Origin of the sequence: Cellulosimicrobium sp. SH8 (assembly GCF_025818875.1) — a bacterium.
In the GTDB taxonomy this organism is placed as follows: Bacteria; Actinomycetota; Actinomycetes; order Actinomycetales; family Cellulomonadaceae; genus Cellulosimicrobium; species Cellulosimicrobium cellulans_D.
In genome coordinates, this window is the sequence record NZ_JAMXMH010000009.1 from 195,716 (window position 1) to 215,000 (window position 19,285).

14 protein-coding genes and 1 pseudogene are annotated in these 19,285 nt (G+C 74.2%); 10 read left to right on the forward strand and 5 right to left on the reverse strand.

Translation table 11 applies throughout. The features are described from left to right. The first annotated feature begins 502 nt into the window (after nucleotides 1–502). From NF338_RS14005 to dtd, 3 genes are read left to right on the forward strand one after another with little or no spacing between them, the layout of a single operon-like run. On the forward strand, nucleotides 503–835 hold the full coding sequence (locus tag NF338_RS14005; protein WP_318783088.1) for a DUF2516 family protein: 333 nt from the start codon (nucleotides 503–505) through the stop codon (nucleotides 833–835). Nucleotides 836–842: 7 nt separating this feature from the next. Beyond that, the gene (locus NF338_RS14010) at nucleotides 843–1,886 is read left to right on the forward strand and encodes an asparaginase (RefSeq protein WP_264031341.1); all 1,044 of its coding nucleotides are present in this window, start codon (nucleotides 843–845) and stop codon (nucleotides 1,884–1,886) included. Further along, nucleotides 1,883–2,323 (forward strand): D-aminoacyl-tRNA deacylase, encoded by a 441-nt coding sequence (dtd, locus tag NF338_RS14015; protein ID WP_264031342.1) that lies wholly within the window; start codon nucleotides 1,883–1,885, stop codon nucleotides 2,321–2,323. The genes NF338_RS14010 and dtd overlap by 4 nt, the downstream gene beginning before the upstream one ends. Before the next feature lie 546 nt (nucleotides 2,324–2,869). Here the strand turns inward: dtd and NF338_RS14020 are convergent. Together NF338_RS14020 and NF338_RS14025 are read right to left on the reverse strand one after the other, a co-directional pair. Further along, nucleotides 2,870–3,901 carry a CorA family divalent cation transporter gene (locus NF338_RS14020; RefSeq protein WP_264031343.1) on the reverse strand — a complete coding sequence of 344 codons (1,032 nt, stop codon included), beginning with the start codon at nucleotides 3,899–3,901 and terminating at the stop codon, nucleotides 2,870–2,872. After that, nucleotides 3,901–4,092, reverse strand: a complete 192-nt coding sequence (locus tag NF338_RS14025) for a hypothetical protein (RefSeq protein ID WP_087469910.1) — start codon at nucleotides 4,090–4,092, stop codon at nucleotides 3,901–3,903. The genes NF338_RS14020 and NF338_RS14025 overlap by 1 nt, the downstream gene beginning before the upstream one ends. A 512-nt stretch (nucleotides 4,093–4,604) precedes the next feature. Here NF338_RS14025 and NF338_RS14030 point away from each other — a divergent pair. The 3 genes and pseudogenes from NF338_RS14030 to NF338_RS21050 form a co-directional block, all read left to right on the forward strand. Next, entirely contained in the window at nucleotides 4,605–7,679 is a 3,075-nt protein-coding gene (locus tag NF338_RS14030; RefSeq protein ID WP_264031344.1) for a helix-turn-helix domain-containing protein, read from the forward strand. Between the two features lie 226 nt (nucleotides 7,680–7,905). Then, on the forward strand, nucleotides 7,906–9,855 hold the full coding sequence (locus NF338_RS14035; RefSeq protein ID WP_264031345.1) for a glycosyl hydrolase family 18 protein: 1,950 nt from the start codon (nucleotides 7,906–7,908) through the stop codon (nucleotides 9,853–9,855). Nucleotides 9,856–10,175: 320 nt separating this feature from the next. Further along, nucleotides 10,176–10,454, forward strand: a pseudogene (locus NF338_RS21050) (carbohydrate-binding protein); the annotation flags it as partial. On the opposite strand, the gene NF338_RS21055 reads toward NF338_RS21050, so the two are convergent. Further along, nucleotides 10,406–10,642 (reverse strand): glycine zipper domain-containing protein, encoded by a 237-nt coding sequence (locus tag NF338_RS21055; protein ID WP_412846892.1) that lies wholly within the window; start codon nucleotides 10,640–10,642, stop codon nucleotides 10,406–10,408. The pseudogene NF338_RS21050 and the gene NF338_RS21055 overlap by 49 nt on opposite strands. On the opposite strand from NF338_RS21055, the gene NF338_RS14040 reads away from it, so the two are divergent. Both NF338_RS14040 and NF338_RS14045 read left to right on the forward strand, forming a co-directional pair. Beyond that, nucleotides 10,641–12,812, forward strand: a complete 2,172-nt coding sequence (locus NF338_RS14040; protein WP_264031402.1) for a glycosyl hydrolase family 18 protein — start codon at nucleotides 10,641–10,643, stop codon at nucleotides 12,810–12,812. The genes NF338_RS21055 and NF338_RS14040 overlap by 2 nt on opposite strands. A gap of 203 nt (nucleotides 12,813–13,015) precedes the next feature. Next, nucleotides 13,016–13,636 carry a hypothetical protein gene (locus tag NF338_RS14045; RefSeq protein ID WP_264031346.1) on the forward strand — a complete coding sequence of 207 codons (621 nt, stop codon included), beginning with the start codon at nucleotides 13,016–13,018 and terminating at the stop codon, nucleotides 13,634–13,636. Nucleotides 13,637–13,741: 105 nt separating this feature from the next. On the opposite strand, the gene NF338_RS14050 is transcribed toward NF338_RS14045, so the two are convergent. Both NF338_RS14050 and NF338_RS14055 read right to left on the reverse strand, forming a co-directional pair. Beyond that, the gene (locus NF338_RS14050; RefSeq protein WP_264031347.1) at nucleotides 13,742–14,782 is read right to left on the reverse strand and encodes a hypothetical protein; all 1,041 of its coding nucleotides are present in this window, start codon (nucleotides 14,780–14,782) and stop codon (nucleotides 13,742–13,744) included. 268 nt (nucleotides 14,783–15,050) lie between these two features. Continuing rightward, complete coding sequence (locus tag NF338_RS14055) at nucleotides 15,051–16,892, reverse strand: DUF4012 domain-containing protein (protein ID WP_264031348.1); 1,842 nt, start codon at nucleotides 16,890–16,892, stop codon at nucleotides 15,051–15,053. Between the two features lie 140 nt (nucleotides 16,893–17,032). Here NF338_RS14055 and NF338_RS14060 point away from each other — a divergent pair, with 140 nt between their 5' ends. Beyond that, nucleotides 17,033–17,596 (forward strand): RNA polymerase sigma factor, encoded by a 564-nt coding sequence (locus NF338_RS14060; protein ID WP_264031349.1) that lies wholly within the window; start codon nucleotides 17,033–17,035, stop codon nucleotides 17,594–17,596. Nucleotides 17,597–17,665: 69 nt separating this feature from the next. Further along, nucleotides 17,666–19,138 carry a hypothetical protein gene (locus NF338_RS14065; protein ID WP_264031350.1) on the forward strand — a complete coding sequence of 491 codons (1,473 nt, stop codon included), beginning with the start codon at nucleotides 17,666–17,668 and terminating at the stop codon, nucleotides 19,136–19,138. The last annotated feature ends 147 nt before the right edge of the window (nucleotides 19,139–19,285 follow it).

Sequence of the window (19,285 nt, forward strand, 5' to 3'; positions counted from 1 at the left end):
CGGGCCACGACCCGGACGCTACCGGTTACCACCGACACGCCAGGTGATCGGGGAGAGCAGTTCCGTGTGAACGTTCCACACGCGTACGCGCGCGACCTGACCAGCACCGTCTGGTCGCCTTTCCGCGCGCTCGTCGTCCGTCTCCACGCCCGCGGCGAGCGGCTCTGATGCGCGCACAGGTAGCGCGAGCGCGTCAACCCACTGGCCCTACGTCCTGGCGAACGGCATCCCGTGGCGGCCGCTCCTGCGCGACTTCACCCTCATCTGGCGACCAACGACGTACAAACACCTCCACGAGGTCGACGATGAAAAACGTGTGGGGGCGGGTCACGGTCCTGCGAGACACGACGCGCCGACACGGCCAACCTGGAGCTCGTCGTCATCGTGCACGACTCCTGACCGTCCACCCACGGTGGCCAACATCCATGACCGGCCGCGTTCGCCAACCTCCTCGTCAGGGGCCCGGTCCCCTCCGTTGTCCGACTGGCTTAGGCTCGTGCCCGTGGGAATCATCGGGTCGCTGCAGTGGATCGTCTTCTTCGTGCTCATGCTCGTCGTGTTCGTGACCGAGCTCGTCGCGCTCGTCGACGCGATCCGACGTCCCGCGAGCGCGTTCACGGCCGAGGGCAAGCTGACCAAGCCGATCTGGCTCGCGATCCTCGGGGTCGCGGCGGCCCTCGGATTCATCTCGCTGCCGCCGATGAGCGTCGGGGGCTTCTTCGGGGTCATCGGCGTGGTCGCGGCGATCGTCTACCTCGTGGACGTGCGTCCCCGGCTCCTGCCGTACGGCAACGGCCGCGGCAACGGGTCGTCCGGCCGCCCCGGCGGCTGGTGACGCGCCGGTGACCACGCAGGCCCGGGGCGGGATCGAGCGCGCCGCCGTCCCGCTCGCCGAGGTCGTCCGGGGGGACCTCGTGGAGTCGGTCCACGCCGGGCACCTCGTCCTGCTGGGCGCCGACGGCGAGCCGGTCCTGGAACGTGGCGACGCCGACGCCGTGATCTGGCCGCGGTCGAGCGTCAAGCCCTTCCAGGCCGTGGCGATGCTGTGGCACGGGCTCGTCCTCCCGCCGCGCCTCCTGGCGCTCGCCGCCGCGAGCCACAACGGGGAGCCGGAGCACCTCGCCGGGGTCCGGGAGATCCTCGACGGCGTCGGGCTCGACGAGTCGACGCTGCAGAACACGCCCGACATGCCGCTCCACCCGCCCGCCGCGTTCGCGTGGCAGATCGAGGGCCACGGGCCGTCGTCGATCACGCAGAACTGCTCCGGCAAGCACGCGGCGATGCTCGCGACGTGCGTCGCCGCCGGCTGGGACACCGCCACCTACCTGGACGTCGACCACCCGCTGCAGCTCGCCGTCCGCGAGACCGTCGCCCAGGCGACCGGCGTGCCGGTCGAGCACGTGACCGTCGACGGGTGCGGCGCGCCGCTCTTCTCGACGACCGTGCGCGGCCTCGCGCGCGCGTTCGGGCGGCTCGCGGCCGCCCCGGAGCGCGAGCCGCGCTCGCCGGAGGCGCACGTCGCCCGCGCGATGGCGGCGTTCCCGGAGATGGTCGGCGGGACGGGCCGGGACGCGACGCTCGCGATGCGCGCGGTGCCCGGCCTGGTCGCCAAGGACGGTGCGGACGGCGTCTACGGCGCTGGCCTGCCCGACGGCAGCGCCCTCGCCTTCAAGGTGCTCGACGGCGGCTCCCGCCCGCGGCCCGCGGTGCTCGCCGCCGCGCTCCGCCGCCTCGGCGCGTCCGGGGTAGCAGGAGCCGACGACGCGGCGCTGACCGCGCTCGGCGACGTGCCCGTGCTCGGCGCGGGCCGGCCGGTGGGCGTCGTGCGGCCGGTCCTCGACGGCGCGTCCGCCGCACCGACGGATGACTCGGAGCGTCGCTCGTGAGGGCCGTCGTGCAGCGCGTCTCGCGCGCGAGCGTGAGCGTCGTGGCCGACGACGGCACGACGGAGGTCGTCGGGGCGATCGACCGTCCCGGGCTGCTCGTGCTCGTCGGCGTGACGCACGACGACGGCGACGCGCAGGTCGAGACCATCGCGCGCAAGATCGCGGAGCTCCGGATCCTCGCGGGCGAGCGGTCGGTGCAGGACGAGGGCGCACCCGTGCTGGTGGTCAGCCAGTTCACGCTCTACGCCGACACGAAGAAGGGCCGCCGACCGTCGTGGAACGGCGCTGCGCCCGGGCCGGTCGCCGAGCCCCTGGTCGACGCGGTCGTGTCGCGGCTGCGCGAGCGCGGGATCGACGTCGCGACCGGGCGGTTCGGCGCGCACATGGCCGTAGAGCTCGTCAACGACGGCCCGGTCACCCTGATCCTCGAGGCCTGACGGCCCCCGGGCGAGCCCCGGCGACCGGCCCCTCGACGGGGCCACCGGTCTGCGACCGCACGGACGTAACCCTTGGTCGGCCGAGGTGGAACCGTACTTGGCCGAGGTAGAGGCGTGGTTCGTCCAGGTAGAGGTGTGGTCGGCTTGTCCGACGGCGGTCTGGTCACCTTGGGTGGCGGGGTGGGTGGTGGTGCCGCGTCTACCATCCGCCGCTCGTTCCTCGCGGCTCCCGCCAGGCCCGCCACGACGCGGCACCACCACCCACCCCGCCCTACGGTGTCTCGCCCTGGTCTCTGGACACCTTGGGCGACTGCTCGCGGTGCCGGTTCACCGAGCATGTTTCCGCTGTCGCGTTCGGTCGCCGCGTGGCACGGTCGCTCCCGGCTCCCGGCTCCCGGCTCCCGGCTCCCGGCTCCCGGCTCGCGGCTCCCGGCTGCCGGTTCCCGGTTCCGCTGTGCCGTGGCCGTGGGTCGCGTCACCAGGCCTGAGGCCCGAGCGCGCCGCGGGCCGGGCTCGCCGGCCAGACGCGAGCGCGCGCTGTCGAGGTCAGCGGAGCCAGCCGCGGCGCTTGATGTAGGCGAGCGGGATGACGGCTGCCACGAGGGTGAGCAGGACCGTGAGCGTGAAGCCGTACGGGCGGTCGAGCTCGGGCATGTGCGTGAAGTTCATGCCGTAGAACGACGCGATGAGCGTCGGCGGCAGGAAGACGGCCGTGATGATCGTGAAGACCTTGACGATCTGGGCCTGCTTGACGTCGAGCGAGGTCATGATCGCCTGCTGCAGGTACCGCACCTTGTCGTGCTCGAAGCTCGCGTGCTGCTTCACCCCGTCGACGTCCGCGACCAGGGTCTCGACCAGTCCCGCGAGCACGGGGTCCGAGTCGGCGATCTCGCTCCGCAGGTGCCGCGCGGCGCGGGCGAGCGAGAGCTGGGACTCCTGGGCGCGCGAGACGATCTCCTCCGCGCGGTTCATGCGGGTGATGGTGTCCTGCATGTCGCTCACCCCGATCTCCCGGCCGCGGGAGTCGACGCCGCGCGTCGCCTCGTCGATCTCGTCGGACATGTCCTCGAGGAGGTCGCTCGCGTACGACACGACCCGGTCGGCCGCCTCGTTGAGCGCATAGAGCAGCGAGTACGCGACGCCGTAGGAGGAGCCGATGAGCCACGGGGTGCGCCGCATGCGCGCGATCGCCTTGTCGAAGACGCCGTAGTGGCGCTGCGGCTGGGCGGTCACGACGACGTCGGGGGAGAGAGCGAGCACGATCCGCTCGTAGACGACCCGGTCGCCGTCGCGCCGCGTGGCGGTCACGGGGAGGTAGACGTGGGCGTCCGTCTCCCAGACCCGACCCCCGGCGGCGGCGAAGTCGACGCCGTGCTCGGCAGCGCGGGCCGTCGCGTCGGGGTCGCCGACGCCGACCTGGACCCAGCGGGAGCGCAGGACGCGGGGGTCGAACCGGGGGGCGCCGGTGCCGTGCGCGCGGGCGTGCAGGTCCAGCCCGCCGCGCGCGGGCGCGGGGAGGGCGCGGTCGACGCGTGCCGCGGGGGCGAGGCTCGTGGGCTCGGGCAGCGTCGTCGTCATCAGACACCCCCGGCGGTGACGTGGGCGAGCAGCAGCGCGACGCAGATGAACACGTACAGGCCGACGGTGAAGGAGATCGACTGGCGTTCCAGGTTCGGTCGGCGGGCGCGGCGTCGGTCGTCGCGCGCGTCGCGCAGGGGGAGGCGCGCGGGGCGGGTCCGGGTCTCGGTGGCAGGCGAGCGCTGGGTCATGGTGGTCGTCCTTCTCGGCGGGCCGACGACCACGGGCGAGCGCCACCGGGTGGGTGGCGCGTGCGGGTGGGTCGGCGGGTGCGTCAGCGGGTGGTCCTGCGGCGCGCACGACGGCGCGCGCGGTGCGCACTGGCGACCTCCCCGCGCGGGGGCGACGGCCGGTCGCGGGAGTCCTCGAGGGTGCTCGCGGAATCAGGCGACGGGCTGCGGGCCACGGAGGGTGAGCGCGCAGTGCGCGGTTCTATGACTGCTGCCGTCCGGCATGGGGCTCACCTCGCTCTCGTGGCGGCGGCACCGTGGGCGCCGCACCCGGGTCGGGGCGCACGAGAACCGTGGCCGCGACGGGGATCGAGGCCAGGCTAGCCCTCCCACCCAGGAGGGGCAAGCGCCGTCGGCCCAGGTGGCGGTCGTGTGACGACCGGGAAACGATGTGGTGATCCCTTGTTTACGGAGGGTTGTTAACATTTCATCCGGTCGACGGGCGAAGAAGCCCCCGGACGGAGGGTCCCGACATGTCAGAACAGCACGACTACCTGGTTCCCGAGCCGCACCGTCGCGCGGACACGCGGTCCGCGCGGCGGCTCGAGCGGCTCTCCTCCCGCGCGCAGGAGATCGACCGCGCGCTCGCCGCGGTGAGCGAGGGCAAGGGCGGCCTCGTCTGGACGGCGGAGCGCGGCATGGGGGCGAGCGCGACGCTCGAGCTCGTGTGCGAGGCCGTCGCGACGTCCACCTTCGCGCGCCCGACGCTCACCCTGCGGTGTCGCCCGCCCGCGGGTGCTCCCGCGCCGGGCTCCGCGGTCGTGTCGCTGGTGTCGCAGGTGTCGCAGCTCGCGGGCGGCGTCGTCCCCGAGCGCCTCACGCGCGTCCTCGAGCCCGTCGACCCCGGCTTCGGGTACCTCCCCGAGGTCGCGGCGGTCGCGCTCGCCGAGCTCCTCCTGGAGTCGTTCGACGGCGCGACGGTCGTGCTCGTGGCCGACGACCTGCACCTCCAGGACGGGCTCAGCAGGGCGGTCCTCGCGAGCCTCGTCGCGCAGCGTCACGCGCCGGTCGTGCTCCTCGGGACGGCGACCGCGGGCGAGCTCGACCCGTCCTCCGGGCCGTTCGAGCTCCGCGCCGTCCCGCCCCTCGCGCCGGCCGACGCCCTGCACCTGCTGCTCGTCGAGCGTCGGCTCGCCGTCGCGCCGCACGTCGCGGCGCGCCTCGCGGGGCTCCTCGGCGGCAACGCCGCGGCGCTCACGCAGACGGCGGCGCTGCTCACGCCCGAGCAGCTCTCCGGGGGGTCGATCCTCCCGGACCCGCTGCCGGCCGTCCCCGCCGTGCGCTCCCTCTTCGCCGACCGTCTCGCCGCCCTCAGCGAGGGCGAGCGGCACGCGCTCCTCGTCGCGGCCGTGGCCGTCGTCGACCGGACCGAGCTGCTGCTGTCGGCGACCGGCCTCGCGATGGACGAGGTGCTCGACGGTCCGCTCGCCGAGCACCTCGCGCTCGTGGGCGGCCGCTTCGCGTTCGTCGACCCGCGCCTGCGGTCCCTGGTCCACGCGGACGCGCGGCTCGCCGAGCGCACGGCGGCGCACGTCGCGCTCGCCGAGGCGCACCGCCGTGCCGGTGAGGACGACGTCACGGTGTGGCACTCGGCGCTCGCGACGCTCGTCGGCGACCCGGCGCTCGTCCCGGGGCTGCTGCGGATCGCGCGCCGGCACCTGGACCGCGGGGACGTCGTCTGGGCGCACGAGGTGGCGCGCGAGGCCGCGAGCCAGGCCGCGACCGAGCATCGTGCGGAGGCGTTCGCGATCGCGGGCGTCGCCGCGCTGCGGTCGGGTCACGTGCAGGACGCGGCGGACTGGTTGCGCAAGGCGTCGCGCAGCGGCGACGACGCGCTGCGCGCGCGGACGCTCGGGCCGCTCGTCGCCGCGCTGACGCTCGCGGAGGGTCAGGTCCCGGACGACGTGCTCTCGCCCTACCTGCGCGGCGGGCAGCCCGACGACCTCGCGCCGGACGCCGTCGCGGGGGTCGTGTCGGGCGTGCTCAACGCGGCGCGGCTGCACGCGGAGCGGGGCGACGGCGTGAGCACGTCACAGCTCCTCGACACGGCGACGTTCCTCGCGTCCTGGTGCGACGACGACGAGACGGCGGCGGGGCTCGCGCTCGCACGGTCCTGGGCGGCGGTGTTCGGCGTGGGCGAGCGCGGCGTGGTCCCCGACGTCGACCTCGGGCCCGACCACGAGGCGTCGCTGCAGGTGAGCCGTGCGCTCGCCCTCGCCGCCGACGACCGGCTCGACGACGCGGCGCAGACGCTCGCGAGCGTCGTCGCCTCCCTCGCCCCGGTCCGCGACGGCGGCCGGTGGTTCGACGGCCCGGACGCCGCCCTCACACCGCTCGCGGAGGCGCACGTCCGGCTGGCGCAGTCGCTCGTGCACCTGTGGCGCGGCACCCTGACCCGGGCCGCGGACGAGCTCGCGGAGGCAGCGTTCCGGCTCCCGCTCGGGCTGCCGTTCGCCGGGCTCGGCGTGGCGGCGGCCCGTCGTCTCGACATGATGACCCGGGGCGTCGTGGGCCCGGTGGCGACGGCGCTCGAGGAGACGTGCGCGAGCCCGACGTCCCGCCCGGTGCGGCTCGGGCTCCTCGTGGACCGGGCGATGGGTGCCGCGTTCGCCCACCACGTCACCCAGGCGGCCACGCTGCTGGAGCTCGCGGCGGAGCGTGAGCGTCCCGACAGCGCACGCATGCTCCCGCTGCCGGGGCTGGACGACGTCGAGGCGTGGGTCGTCGCGGGACGTCACGACGCGGCGCAGCGCGCGCTGGCGCGACGGAAGGTGGACGCGAAGGAGCTGCCGCCGTCGCTGCGGTCGGCGACGCTCGTCCGGGCCGACGTGTCCCTGGCCGCGCCCGAGGACCTCACCGTGCCGCTCGAGCGGGCGACACGGGTGAACCGGACCACGGCCTCGCCGTACGAGCACGCGCGGACCGACCTCTGCGCCGCCCGCGCCCTCGTGCGCGCGGGCGAGCTGCAGCGCGCGCACGGCCTCTTCCTGTCCGCGATCGAGCTGTTCGACGACGCGGGGGCGGACGCCTGGACGACGATCGCGCGGGACGAGCATGCCGACGTCGTCCGGCTCCTCGGCGGGCCGGTGACCGACGACGGGCTCGGGTCCCCGGTACCGGCGGGGGCGGTCGCTGCGGTGGGGGGGACGGTGGTGGGCGGGGCGCCCGCCGGGTCGTGGGCCGCCGCCGCGCGCGCCGCGGGACTGCACGCGCCGCTGCCCGGGGTGCTCGGCGGGCAGCGGCCGGGCGTCGACCCGACGTCGGTGCCCCGCCCCGTGCCGCCGGACGCGTGCCGGCTCGCGGTGCGCGAGAGCGACGTGTCGGACGAGGCGCTCGCCGAGCTCCGGGGGCGGTGGTCCGACGAGCTCACGGAGCGCGAGCTCGACGTCGCGCTGCTCGTCGTCCAGGGCGCGTCCAACCGGGAGGCGGCGGACCAGCTCTACCTGTCGGTCCGCACGGTGGAGGTGCACCTCGGCCGCGTGTTCCGCAAGCTCGGGGTGCGCTCGCGCGTCGAGCTCACCGTGCTCGCGCACCGCGTGGGGCGCTGAGGGGAATCCACGACTCCCGCAGCAGCGGTACGTATCGCGGGTCCTCGACCGAGGGCGATGCGATCGGTTTCGTCCGTTTCTGGGGGCATCTGTCCTACGGGGTAACCCTTATGCCACGGGTAAGTTCGCACCATGAACAATGTGGGAAGCGCGGATAACGACACGGTGCCCGCGTCATTACGTTCGAGGGGACCCGAGGGCGACGGCGACTCCGGAGGACGGCGACGTGGCCCACCGCACCAGCAACGAGGCAGGACCCATGGACGTGTCCCTCTTCACCAGACCACCCCGACCGGGGCGTCGTCGCGGCGCGCGCCTCGCGGCGCTCGCGACCGCGGCGGCGCTCGTCGGCGGGCTCCTCGCGGGAGTCGCGCCGGCCCAGGCTGCCGAGGTCGCACCCGCCGCCGTCTCCCACCCGGGCGACAGCGACGTGAACGGCTACCGCAACGTCGGCTACTTCACGCAGTGGGGCGTGTACGGCCGCAACTTCCAGCTCAAGAAGGTCCAGGACTCCGGCGCCGCCCAGGACCTCACGCACATCAACTACTCGTTCGGCAACATCCACTACCAGAACCTCACGTGCTTCATCGCGAACAAGGCGCAGGGCACGGGGCCGAACGGCTCGGACGGCGCCGGAGACGCATGGGCGGACTTCGGCATGGGCTACACCGCGGCGAACTCCGTGGCCGGCGTGGCGGACACGTGGGACCAGCCTCTCGCCGGTTCGTTCAACCAGCTCAAGCAGCTCAAGGTGAAGAACCCGCAGCTCCGCGCCCTCATCTCCATCGGTGGCTGGACCTGGTCCAAGAACTTCTCGCGGGCTGCCGCGACGCAGGCGTCGCGCGAGAAGCTCGTGTCGTCGTGCATCGACATCTACATCAAGGGCAACCTCCCCGTGATCGACGGCCGCGGCGGTGCCGGCGCGGCCGCGGGCGTGTTCGACGGCATCGACATCGACTGGGAGTGGCCCGGCTCGAACAACGGCGAGGTGGGCAACTACGTCGACACCGTGAACGACCGCGCGAACTTCAAGCTGCTGCTCGCCGAGTTCCGCAAGCAGCTCGACGCGTACGGCGCGCAGACGGGCAAGCACTACCTGCTCTCGGCGTTCCTCCCGGCCAACCCCGACGACATCGCGGCCGGTGGCTGGAACGACCCGGAGATCTTCGAGTCCCTCGACTACGGCAACGTCCAGGGCTACGACCTGCACGGCGCGTGGGACCCCGCGCTCGCCGGCCCCCAGGCCAACCTGTACGACGACCCTGCCGACCCGCGGGCGGCCAACCGCCAGTTCAGCGCCGACAAGGCGGTGCAGGAGTACCTGCGCGGCGGCGTCGACCCGAGCCAGCTCGGCCTCGGCATGGCCATGTACGGCCGCGGCTGGAAGGGCGTCACGTCCTCGGCCCCGTGGTCGGCGGCGACAGGAGCGGCCCCCGGCACCTGGGAGGCGGGCAACGAGGACTACGACAAGCTCCGCACACGGGGCCAGGACTACTACGACCCGGCGACGGTCTCGGCCTGGCGCTACGACGGTGACCAGTGGTGGGGCTACGACAACGCGCGGTCCGTCGCCGCCAAGGCGGAGTACATCGACCGCCTGAACCTCGGTGGCGGCATGTGGTGGGACCTCTCCGGCAACCACGACGGCACGCTGCTCGGGGGGTTCTCGGACAAGATCCGTACGCTCCCGGCCGGTCCGGTCGACGGCGTGGCGGACCCGACCGACCCGACCGACCCGACCGACCCGACCGACCCGACCGACCCGACGGACCCGACGGACCCGACGGACCCGACGGACCCGACGGACTGCCTGGCCGCGTGGTCGGCGAGCGCGGTGTACACGGGCGGCGCGACGGTGTCGTTCGAGGGGAAGAACTACCGCGCGAAGTGGTGGACCCAGGGTGACCGCCCGAGCGCGGGCGGCCCGTGGGAGGCGACCGGCACGTGCGGTGCGACGGACCCGACGGACCCGACCGACCCGACGGACCCGACGGACCCGACCGACCCCACGGACCCGGGCACGTGCACGGCGCCCGCCTGGTCGTCGAGCGCGGTCTACACCGGTGGCGCGACGGTCTCCTACCAGGGCCAGAGCTTCCGCGCGAAGTGGTGGACGCAGAACAACGTCCCGGGCGCGGAGCAGTACGGGCCCTGGGAGTCGCTGGGCGCCTGCTGACGCTCGGCCCTCGTCGGCCCCCTGACGGCGCCGGTCGCCACGAGCGACCGGCGCCGCCGAGCGGGACCCGTCCACGACGTGGTTGACGGCGGCCCGCGGTGACGAGTCCCGTGCACCCGCCCCGTGCACCCGCCCCTCGCAGCGGCACCGACTTTCCGTCGTCGACCGTCGTCGTGACGGGTCCCGTTCGGCATCCTCGGCACCCCTCAGTACCCCCTCAGTACCCCTCAGCACCCGTCGGTCGCCCTCCCCCGGCGACCGTGCCCGACGCGACGCCGTCCGGCGTCGTGCGCAGCAACCCAGCAGATCGAGGTACCCCCATGCGGTTGTCCCTGACCCCCCGGGCGCGCGCCCCCCGCGCTCCCGGACGCCGGCCACAGGTCGTCGCGGCCGTCACGACGCTCGCCGTGCTGGCCACCGGCCTCGTCGGTGCCGCGGCCGCGCAGGCCGCGACTCCCGTCGCCGCTGCCGCGCCCACGGCGTGCGCGGACCCGTGGTCCGCGACCCCCGCCTACGGGGGCGGCGCGACCGTCTCGTACGGCGGCCAGAACTACCGGGCGAAGTGGTGGACGCAGAACAACGTCCCGGGCGCGGAGCAGTACGGGCCGTGGGAGTCGCTCGGAGCGTGCGGCGACACCCCGACCGAGGAGCCCACGACCGACCCGACGACGGACCCGACGACGGACCCGACGACGGACCCGACGACCGACCCGACGACGGACCCGACGACGGACCCGACGACGGACCCTGCCGCGAACCCGGACGAGAAGTGCCGTCCTGACGGCATGGCGCAGACGCCGGGCGTCCGGACGCCCTACTGCGACGTGTACGACGAGAGCGGCCGCGAGAAGCTGCCGAACGGCCTGGACCGTCGCGTCATCGGCTACTTCTCGAGCTGGCGGACCGGCACGAACGGCCAGCCGCGCTACCTCGCGAGCGACATCCCGTGGGACAAGCTCTCCCACATCAACTACGCGTTCGCGCACATCGACGGGAACGACAAGGTCTCGGTGAACGCCGGCGCGGCGGGCAACGCGGCGACGGACATGACGTGGCCGGGCGTCGCGGGCGCGGAGATGGACCCGACGCTCGACTACACGGGCCACTTCAACCTCCTGGCGAAGTACAAGAAGGCCCACCCGGGCGTCAAGGTCATCCCCGCCGTGGGCGGCTGGGCCGAGACGGGCGGCTACTTCGACGCGAGCGGCAACCGCGTCGCGTCCGGCGGCTTCTACACGATGACGGAGTCGCAGGCGCGCATCGACACCTTCGCGGACTCGGTCGTCGACTTCGTCCGCCAGTACGGGTTCGACGGCATCGACATCGACTACGAGTACCCGACGTCCAACAACCAGGCCGGCAACCCGGACGACTTCCAGATCTCCGACAAGCGCCGCGGGCAGCTCTTCCAGGGCTACGTGAACCTCATGAAGACGCTGCGCGAGAAGCTCGACGCGGCGGGCGCGCAGGACGGCGAGTACTACATGCTCACGACCGCGACGCCGTCGTCCGGGTGGCTGCTGCGCGGCATGGAGGTCTACCAGGTCACGCAGTACACGGACTACGTCAACATGATGACGTACGACCTGCACGGCGCCTGGAACGAGTACGTGGGCGGCAACGGCGCCCTGTTCGACGACGGCAAGGACCCCGAGCTCGCGGCCGGCGGCGTGTACAGCGCCTACAAGGGGATCGGCTACCTCAACGGCGACTGGGCCTCGCACTACTTCCGGGGTGCGATGCAGGCCGGTCGCATCAACCTGGGCGTGCCGTTCTACACGCGCGGCTTCCAGGGCGTCCAGGGCGGCACCTACGGCATGGGCGGCACCGCGAAGGCGCCGGCCGGGTTCCTCTGCCCGGCGGGCACCAACAACAAGTGCGGCTACGGCGCGGAGGGCATCGACAACCTCTGGTACGACAGCGACCCGCAGGGCAACGCGGTCCCGGCCGGCGTCAACCCGATGTGGCACGTGCTCAACCTCGAGAAGGGCGTGACGGGCGACTACGTCTCCGCGTACGGCGTCACGGACACGATCCAGGGCACGTACGAGCGCCACTTCGACCCGGTCACGAAGAACGAGTGGTGGTGGAACGCGCAGACGAAGACGTTCCTCTCCGGCGACTCGACCGAGGCGATCGCCGCCAAGGCGGACTACGTCGCGGACACCGGCCTCGGTGGACTGATGATCTGGGAGCTCGCGGGCGACTTCGGCTACGACCAGGCGAAGGGCCAGTACGAGATCGGCAGCACGCTCGTCGACCTCATGCACAGCAGGCTCTCGGCCACGACGCCGTACGGCGCGTCGAAGGCGAACGCCGACCGGAAGATGCCGACGCAGGCGCTCGACGTCGACATCCGGTACACGGAGTTCGCGCTCGGCGACAACAACTACCCGATCTCGCCCAAGGTCGTCTTCACCAACAAGGGTGCGAAGGACATCCCGGCCGGCGCGACGATCTCGTTCCAGCACGGCACGACCGACCCGGGCGAGATGAGCGACTGGAGCGGCTTCAAGACCACGGTCACCGCGAAGGGCCACACGGGCGACAACGTCGGCGGCCTCGACGGCGACTTCCACACCGTGCAGTTCACGGTCCCGACCGGGGGCATCCCGGCGGGCGGCTCGATCACCAACCAGCTCAAGTGGTCGATGCCGGCCGCCCAGTTCTCCAACGTGATCGTCACGGTCGACGGCGTGGACTACGCCACGACGTACGACCACCCGCGCGGCGTGACCGTCGTCGACCTCCCGGGCTCCGGGGGCGGCGAGGGTCCGGGCGGGCCGGGCACCGGCACCGGTGCGTGCACCGCACCGGCCTGGGTCACGGGCACGGTCTACACGGGTGGTGCGGTCGTGAGCCACGGCGGTCACGTGTGGACGGCGCGGTACTGGACCCAGAACGACACCCCCGGCGCCTCGGCGTGGGGTCCGTGGGCCGACGGCGGCGCGTGCTGACGCACCACCGACGTCCCTGACGAGGCCCCGCCTCGGTGGCTCGCGGGTACGGGGAATCCCGTACCCGCGAGCCGCCACCGTGTGGGTCTCCCGCATCTCGACCGGCGTTCGCGCTCGCTAGCGTGACAAGACCGACGAGGTCTCCGCAGCTCCCCCCAGTGGGCTGCGGGGACCTCCGACCGTGAAAGGCGACCATCGTGCACGTGCACCATCGAACGACTCGTTTCTCCCTCTCCCTGGCGGTCGTCGCGCTCGGCGGCGTGCTCCTGGCCGGGTGCACGGGGGCCTCCGAGCCCGGCGCGACCGCCGAAGGAGGCTCGGGCCCGGCCACGGCCGAGGACCACGGCGCGCACGGCGCGCACGCCGACGAGGGCAAGGTCCCGGTCGGCCCCCTGCAGCTCCCGGCCGCCGAGTACTGGTCCGTGCTCCAGCCCGCCGACGGCGTCACGCAGGTCCGCTCGGGCGGGTGCCCCGAGGACGCGGTCTGCCCCAGCTTCGAGATCCTCACCGGTGCGGGTCTCGACGGCGTCGACCCCGCCGCCGCCCACGTGCCCGACGGCGCCACCTGCCCGGGCAGCGACGGGCTCGCCGCCCGCGCGGTCGGGGAGGCCTCCGAGTCGGAGGTCGAGGTCGCCGGCTCGCCCGCGACGCTCGCGCGCTGGACGCTCTCGTGCGTCGACGGGTCCGGCGCCGAGGTGCGCACCGTCGAGCAGCTCCAGTGGTACGTCCCGGAGGCTCCCGGTGGCGCGGTGCTCGTCGTCGACCGCTGGGCCTTCGAGGGCCTGGAGTCGCGCCTGGCGGCCGGCGGCTGGGCGGCTGCCTGACGGCCTGACGGTCCGCCCGGACCGGGCGCGCCCCACGACCGGCGGACGCCACGAAGGCCTCGCACCCTGCCGGGTGCGAGGCCTTCGTCGTGCGTGGTGCGCCGGTCAGCCCTTGCGGGTCCGGCGCGTCAGGAGGACGATCGCCGCGCCGACCACGGCGAGCCCGGCCGCGATCGCGGCGTACAGGCCGACCGTCGCGCCGGTCTCCGCGAGCGTCGGGTTCTGGCTCCCGGCGACGGGGTTGTCGACCGTCGTCACGCCGGGGAAGCAGTTGCTCGTGTCCTGGGGGTACGTCACCGGGACGGTCACCTCGGGGTTCACGGCGAACGTCAGGTCCACGGTGCCCGTGGCCCAGCCGTGGGTCGCGGTGTTGATCCACATGTTGTTCACGAGCTCCCAGCCCTCGTCGGCCGGCAGGTCGACGAAGCGCTCGGGATACGCACCGGGCCACAGGACCCGTCCGCTGAGGGGGAGGTCGGCCATGACCTCGTCCTCGCCGTCCGGGTTGTGCCACGTCAGCGTCGCCGTCGTGTTCGGCGTGCCGGTGACCGAGACCCCGTAGTCGAGGTAGGAGACACCCTCGACGCAGACCGGCGTGAGCACGTCGACCTTGATCGTCGGCTCCGGTGTGCCGGGCGGGTTCGTCGCGCACTCCGGGGTCGACGGCGGGTAGGCGACGACGGTCTCGGCCGTCGGGTTGACCTCGAAGACCACCGTCACGCCCGCGCGGACCCAGTCGAACTCGTCGCCGACGACCCACTCGCCGTCCACGAGGCTCCAGCCGGGCCAGTCGACGGGGTTGCCCGCACCGTCGACCTCGGCACCGGGCCACAGGACACGGCCCGAGAGCGGCAGGCCGGACTGGACGACGTCCTCGCCGTCGGGGTTGACCCACGTGATCGTGAGCGGGTTCGCCTCGTCGTTCTCGTAGTTCTCGGGGAGCTCGAAGACGTAGTCGAGATAGGGGACGTCGCCGTCGCAGACCGGCGAGGCCACGGTGATCTCCGGGACGTAGGTCTCGGGGTCGGTGGTGGCCGCGCTCGCGGACGTCGCGACGACGGGGACGGTCAGGAGCGCGGCGACCGCGGAGAGCGCTCCGACGAGCACCGCCCGCCCCGTGCTGCGCAGACCCTTCGAGGTACGCATGGCTTCTTCACCCGTCTCGGTTCAGGGATTGTGGTGTTCCGGTACACAGAGAGCCCCGGAGTGCGGTCCGTGATGCATCGTGCGTCACGGACCGGTGGCACGGGTCGAGCGACAGGCGCCCAGAATAGCGAGGATCCGGCGCCCAACTGGACGGTCGTCCGGGTGAATTGTGGTCGCCAGGACCATCGTTATCGCGCCGTGATGCTCTCCGTGGTTCCCGCCCGCCCCGAGGTGGTGCCGCCGGGGTCCGGCAGGCCGCCGCGAGGGCTCACCCGCACGCGGCGACCGGGACCACCGCGAGGCCGGGCGTCGACACCGTCGGGGTCGTCCACACGTCGATCGTGCCGTCGGTGCCGGGACCGTCCTGCGGGTCGGCCGGCGAGGTCACGGTGAAGGAGACCGCGGTGCTCTGGCCGGGGGCGAGCTCGACGGGGAGCGACGCCGCGCGCCGGCCACCCACCTCCGCGACGAGGGCTCCCGTCGGCGCCCCGCCCACGCGGACGGTACCGACCTCGCCGCCGCGGGGCGGGTAGAGGACGACCACCGTGCGCACGTTCCCCGGGGTGACACCCGAGATGCCGCCGCCCGTGACGTACCACGGCAGGCTCGACCCGGCGTCGGCCGGCGCGGTGGACGTCAGCGCGGCGCTGAAGGTGTCGACCCGCCCGCCGTCGGTGCACGCGCTCCCGGTGAGCCGGACGTCCGTGTCGAGGTAGTAGCCCATCTTGCCGCCGGTGGCGTCGTTGAGGAACACGCCGACAGAGCTCGCCGCGCGGTCGGCGGTGTCGATGTCGCCCGCGACGACCGTGCCCGCCAGGCGGTCCTGCTCGTCGGGGTGCGCGGACCACAGGAGCACGCGGTGCTCGTCCGCGGCGCGCGCGAGGGCGTCCCGCGCGAGCCCCGGGTCGGCGCCACCGGCCAGGAACGTCCCAAGGACGGAGGTCGCGACGGAGGCGAAGAAGGCGTCCGTCTCGGGCCCCGGCTCGAGCCGGGCGTAGGAGTCCGACAGGAGGGCCTGGACGACGTTGCCCGCGTCGAGCGTCACGGTGTCGTCGCCCGCGGGGACGTCGAGCGGCCCGGTGGCCTCGAGCAGGTACGACAGCGCGACGGGGTCCGTCGCGACCACCCCGTCGAGGGTCTCGCCCTGCGCCTGCTCCCACATGGCCGCCGTGAGCTCCGCGGTCGTGGGGAAGTCGGGCGTGAGCGGGGTGTCCTGCACGTACCGGCCCACGCGGTCGGTGAAGAGCTGCTCGACCCCGGGGTCCAGCGGGAGGACGGGCTCGGCGAACGGCGGGACGTCGGCCGTCGAGGCCTGGCGCTCGAGCGAGACGGCGCCGCCGTCGACCGTCAGGACCGCGAGCGCTCCCGGGATGCCGCCGCCCGCGCGCAGCTCGGCGCTGTTCAGCGCGACCACGAGGTACCGGCGCGGCCCGTCGGCGCCGAGCATGGCGGGGCCGAGCGTGGTGAGGCGGTCGGCGGTGCGCACGACCGGGCGCAGGTCGTCGGTCCGCGCGACGAGCGTCGCGTACGGCTCCGCGATCTCCTGGTGCAGCGCGTCGGGGTCGACGCGGGCGAGCCGGGCGTCGATGTCGTCGAAAGCGTCGGCGGCCCGCGCCATGGCCGGTGCCGCCTCGGTGAGCGGGGCGAGGTCGACGCCGTCCCCCGTGAGCGTCAGGCTGTCGCCCTCGACGGCGCCGAGCGCCTGCGTGAGCGACGGCAGCACCACGGCCGCGAGGTCGTCGACGGTCGCGGCGGCGGCGGAGAACGCCCGGACGTCCTGCCCGTACACGGGGAGGTGCGCGGCCAGGGACCACAGCGGGCCGTCCGTGCTCGCGCGCGCCGTCGCGGTGTAGGGCTGGACCCGGTCCAGGGCGGCCTCCGCGGTCTCGACGTCGCCGGCGCGCAGGGCCTCCTCGGCCGCGGGGACCTCGTCGAGCGCGCGCGTCAGCGCGTCGCGCGCGGCGAGGGCGTCGCGGGCCAGCAGCGCCACGCACGCCACGAGGAGCACGGCCAGCAGGATCAGGCCCCAGCCCAGCCAGGACGCCCAGTGCCGACGTCGCCGACCGCCCGTGTGGCGCGGCGGCAGGTCGGCCGGCTCCGTCGTCGTCATGTCCCACAGCGTAGGTGCTGGGCGGTGGCAGGATCGGTGCCGTCGCGGGTGAGGTTCGGGTGAAGGACGCGCCGTGCAAGGAACGGGCTCCCCGGGACACAGAGCGGTTGACAGCCCCGACCCGCCGACGAGGAGCCGCTGTGACGACCGACGAGGGCCACGACGTCGAGACCGACGCCGCCGTCCACGACGAGGCCTGGTTCGCCGCGCTCTTCGCCGCGCACGCGACGCCGCTCTACCGCTACTTCCGCCGCCGGCTGCCGAGCGCCGCCGGCTCCGTGGGTCCCGACGCGGACGACCTCACGGCCGAGGTCCTCGCGACGGCGTGGCGGCGCCGCGCGGACGTGCCCGACGGCGCCGAGCTCCCGTGGCTCTACCGCACCGCGGGCTTCGTCCTCGCCAACCACCGGCGCAAGGCGCGGCCGGTGCCGGTCGCGGAGGTTCCGGACCGCGGTGACGAGGGCGCGGACGTCGAGCACGTCGTCGTGCAGGACGACGAGGTCCGGCGCGCGCTGGGCGCGCTGTCGGACCGCGACCGGCGCATCCTCCTCCTGCACGCCTGGGAGGGCCTGGGCGGTGACGACCTGGCTGCAGTCCTCGGCACGTCGCGCGGGGGCGCCGACGCCGCGCTCTCGCGGGCGCGGGCGCGGCTGCGCACCGCGTGGGCGGAGCAGGCGGCCCTCGCGCAAGAGTCGGGCGCCTGAGCACACATCACGGGTAGACCCGACCGGCCGCGCCCCCGCGGCGCGGCCCCGCAGTACCTGGAGGGCGACATGACCACCCACACCCCCGACCAGCCCGACGACACCGGCCTCGAGCGCCTCCGCGCCGCCGACCCGGCGGCGGGCGCCGCACCGGACACCGACGCCCTGGAGGCCGCGGTCCGCGACCGCGTCCCCGAGGCGTTCGTCGCAGGGACGCCCGCCGGCACGCCTGACGACGCGCCCGACGGAGGCCCGCTCTCCGGGCCCGACGGTCCGACGGCGATCCTCGTCGACGAGCTCGCCGAACGTCGTGCGCGACGCCTGCGCAGGCGGGTCCCCCTCCAGGTCGCCGCGGCGGTGGCGGGCGTGCTCGTCGTCGGGGCGGGCGGCTACGCGCTGGGTGCCGGAGCGGTGGGGGCGTCGTCCGCGGGGGACTCGGCGGCGGAGTCCACCGCGCTCGCGCCGATCCAGCTCGGGGGCGCGACCGCCCAGGAGGAGTCGGGGGCCGCTGCCGACGGCGCTGCGTCCGGGCAGGCGTTCTCGTCCGACGCGCGGGCCTCGGCGGACATGGCCTACCCCGGCGCCTGGGGCGGGCGCACGGTGTTCCACCAGGACGGTCTCTCGACGCAGGGGACCAGCGCGGACGCGTGGGCGTACGACGCCGCGGGCGTCTTCTCGCAGGAGACCGCGCAGCGCGTCGCGGACGCGCTCGGCGTCGACGGCGAGGTGCGCGAGGACTACGGCTCCTACGTCGTGGGGTCGACGGACTGGACGGGACCGACCGTCTCGCTGCAGCCCGACGGCCTCGCGAGCGTGAGCTACAACGACCCGACGAACGACCCGTGGGGCTGCGTGGTCGTGACGCCGATGCCGGCCGACGGCGGGGACGACGCGGCGAGCCCGTCCGCCGAGCCGGGCACGTGCGAGGAGCCGGACCACGGCGCGCCGCCGAGCGGCGCGGACGCGGTCGAGCGGCTGCGCGACCTGCTCGGGACGCTCGGCCTCGACCCCGCGGGGTACGAGGTCGTCGCGGAGGAGCAGCCCGCCGACCAGGGCGCGCCGCGGGCGACCACCGTGACCGCGTACGAGGTCGTCGAGGGGCAGCGCACCGGGACGCAGTGGAGCGCGACGTACTCCGGGGGCGGGCTCGCGTCGCTGTACGGGAGCCTCGCGCCGCGCGTCACGATCGGCGCCTACGACGTGGTGAGTCCCGCGGAGGCGGTGGACCGCCTGGGCGACCCGCGGTTCGGCGGGGGAGGCATGATCGCCTGGGCGCGCGACGGCGTGCAGGCCGTGCCGGAGGTCGCGCCCGTCGAGCCCGAGGTGCCCACCGTGCCGCCCACGGTCGGTGCGGGCGCCCGGTTCGCGTGGCCGGTCACGGACGTGACGATCACGGACGCACGCCTCGGCCTCGCGGTGCAGTACCAGCCCGACGGCGCGGCGGTGCTCCTGCCCGCGTACGAGCTCTCCGACGCCGACGGCAACGTGTGGTCGGTCGTGGCCGTCGTGGACGACCAGCTCGACTTCGCACCGGCCGGCTGACCCTTCTCACCGAGCACGACCTGGCGGTCCTCGTCCTCCGCACGACGACCGCCAGGTCGTGCTCGGCGTGCGCTTTTGCATCGTGCAAGCGTCCTGCCTCGCGAAAGTGGCCACGCTTTTGATTGACCATCGACAAAAGTGTGACTA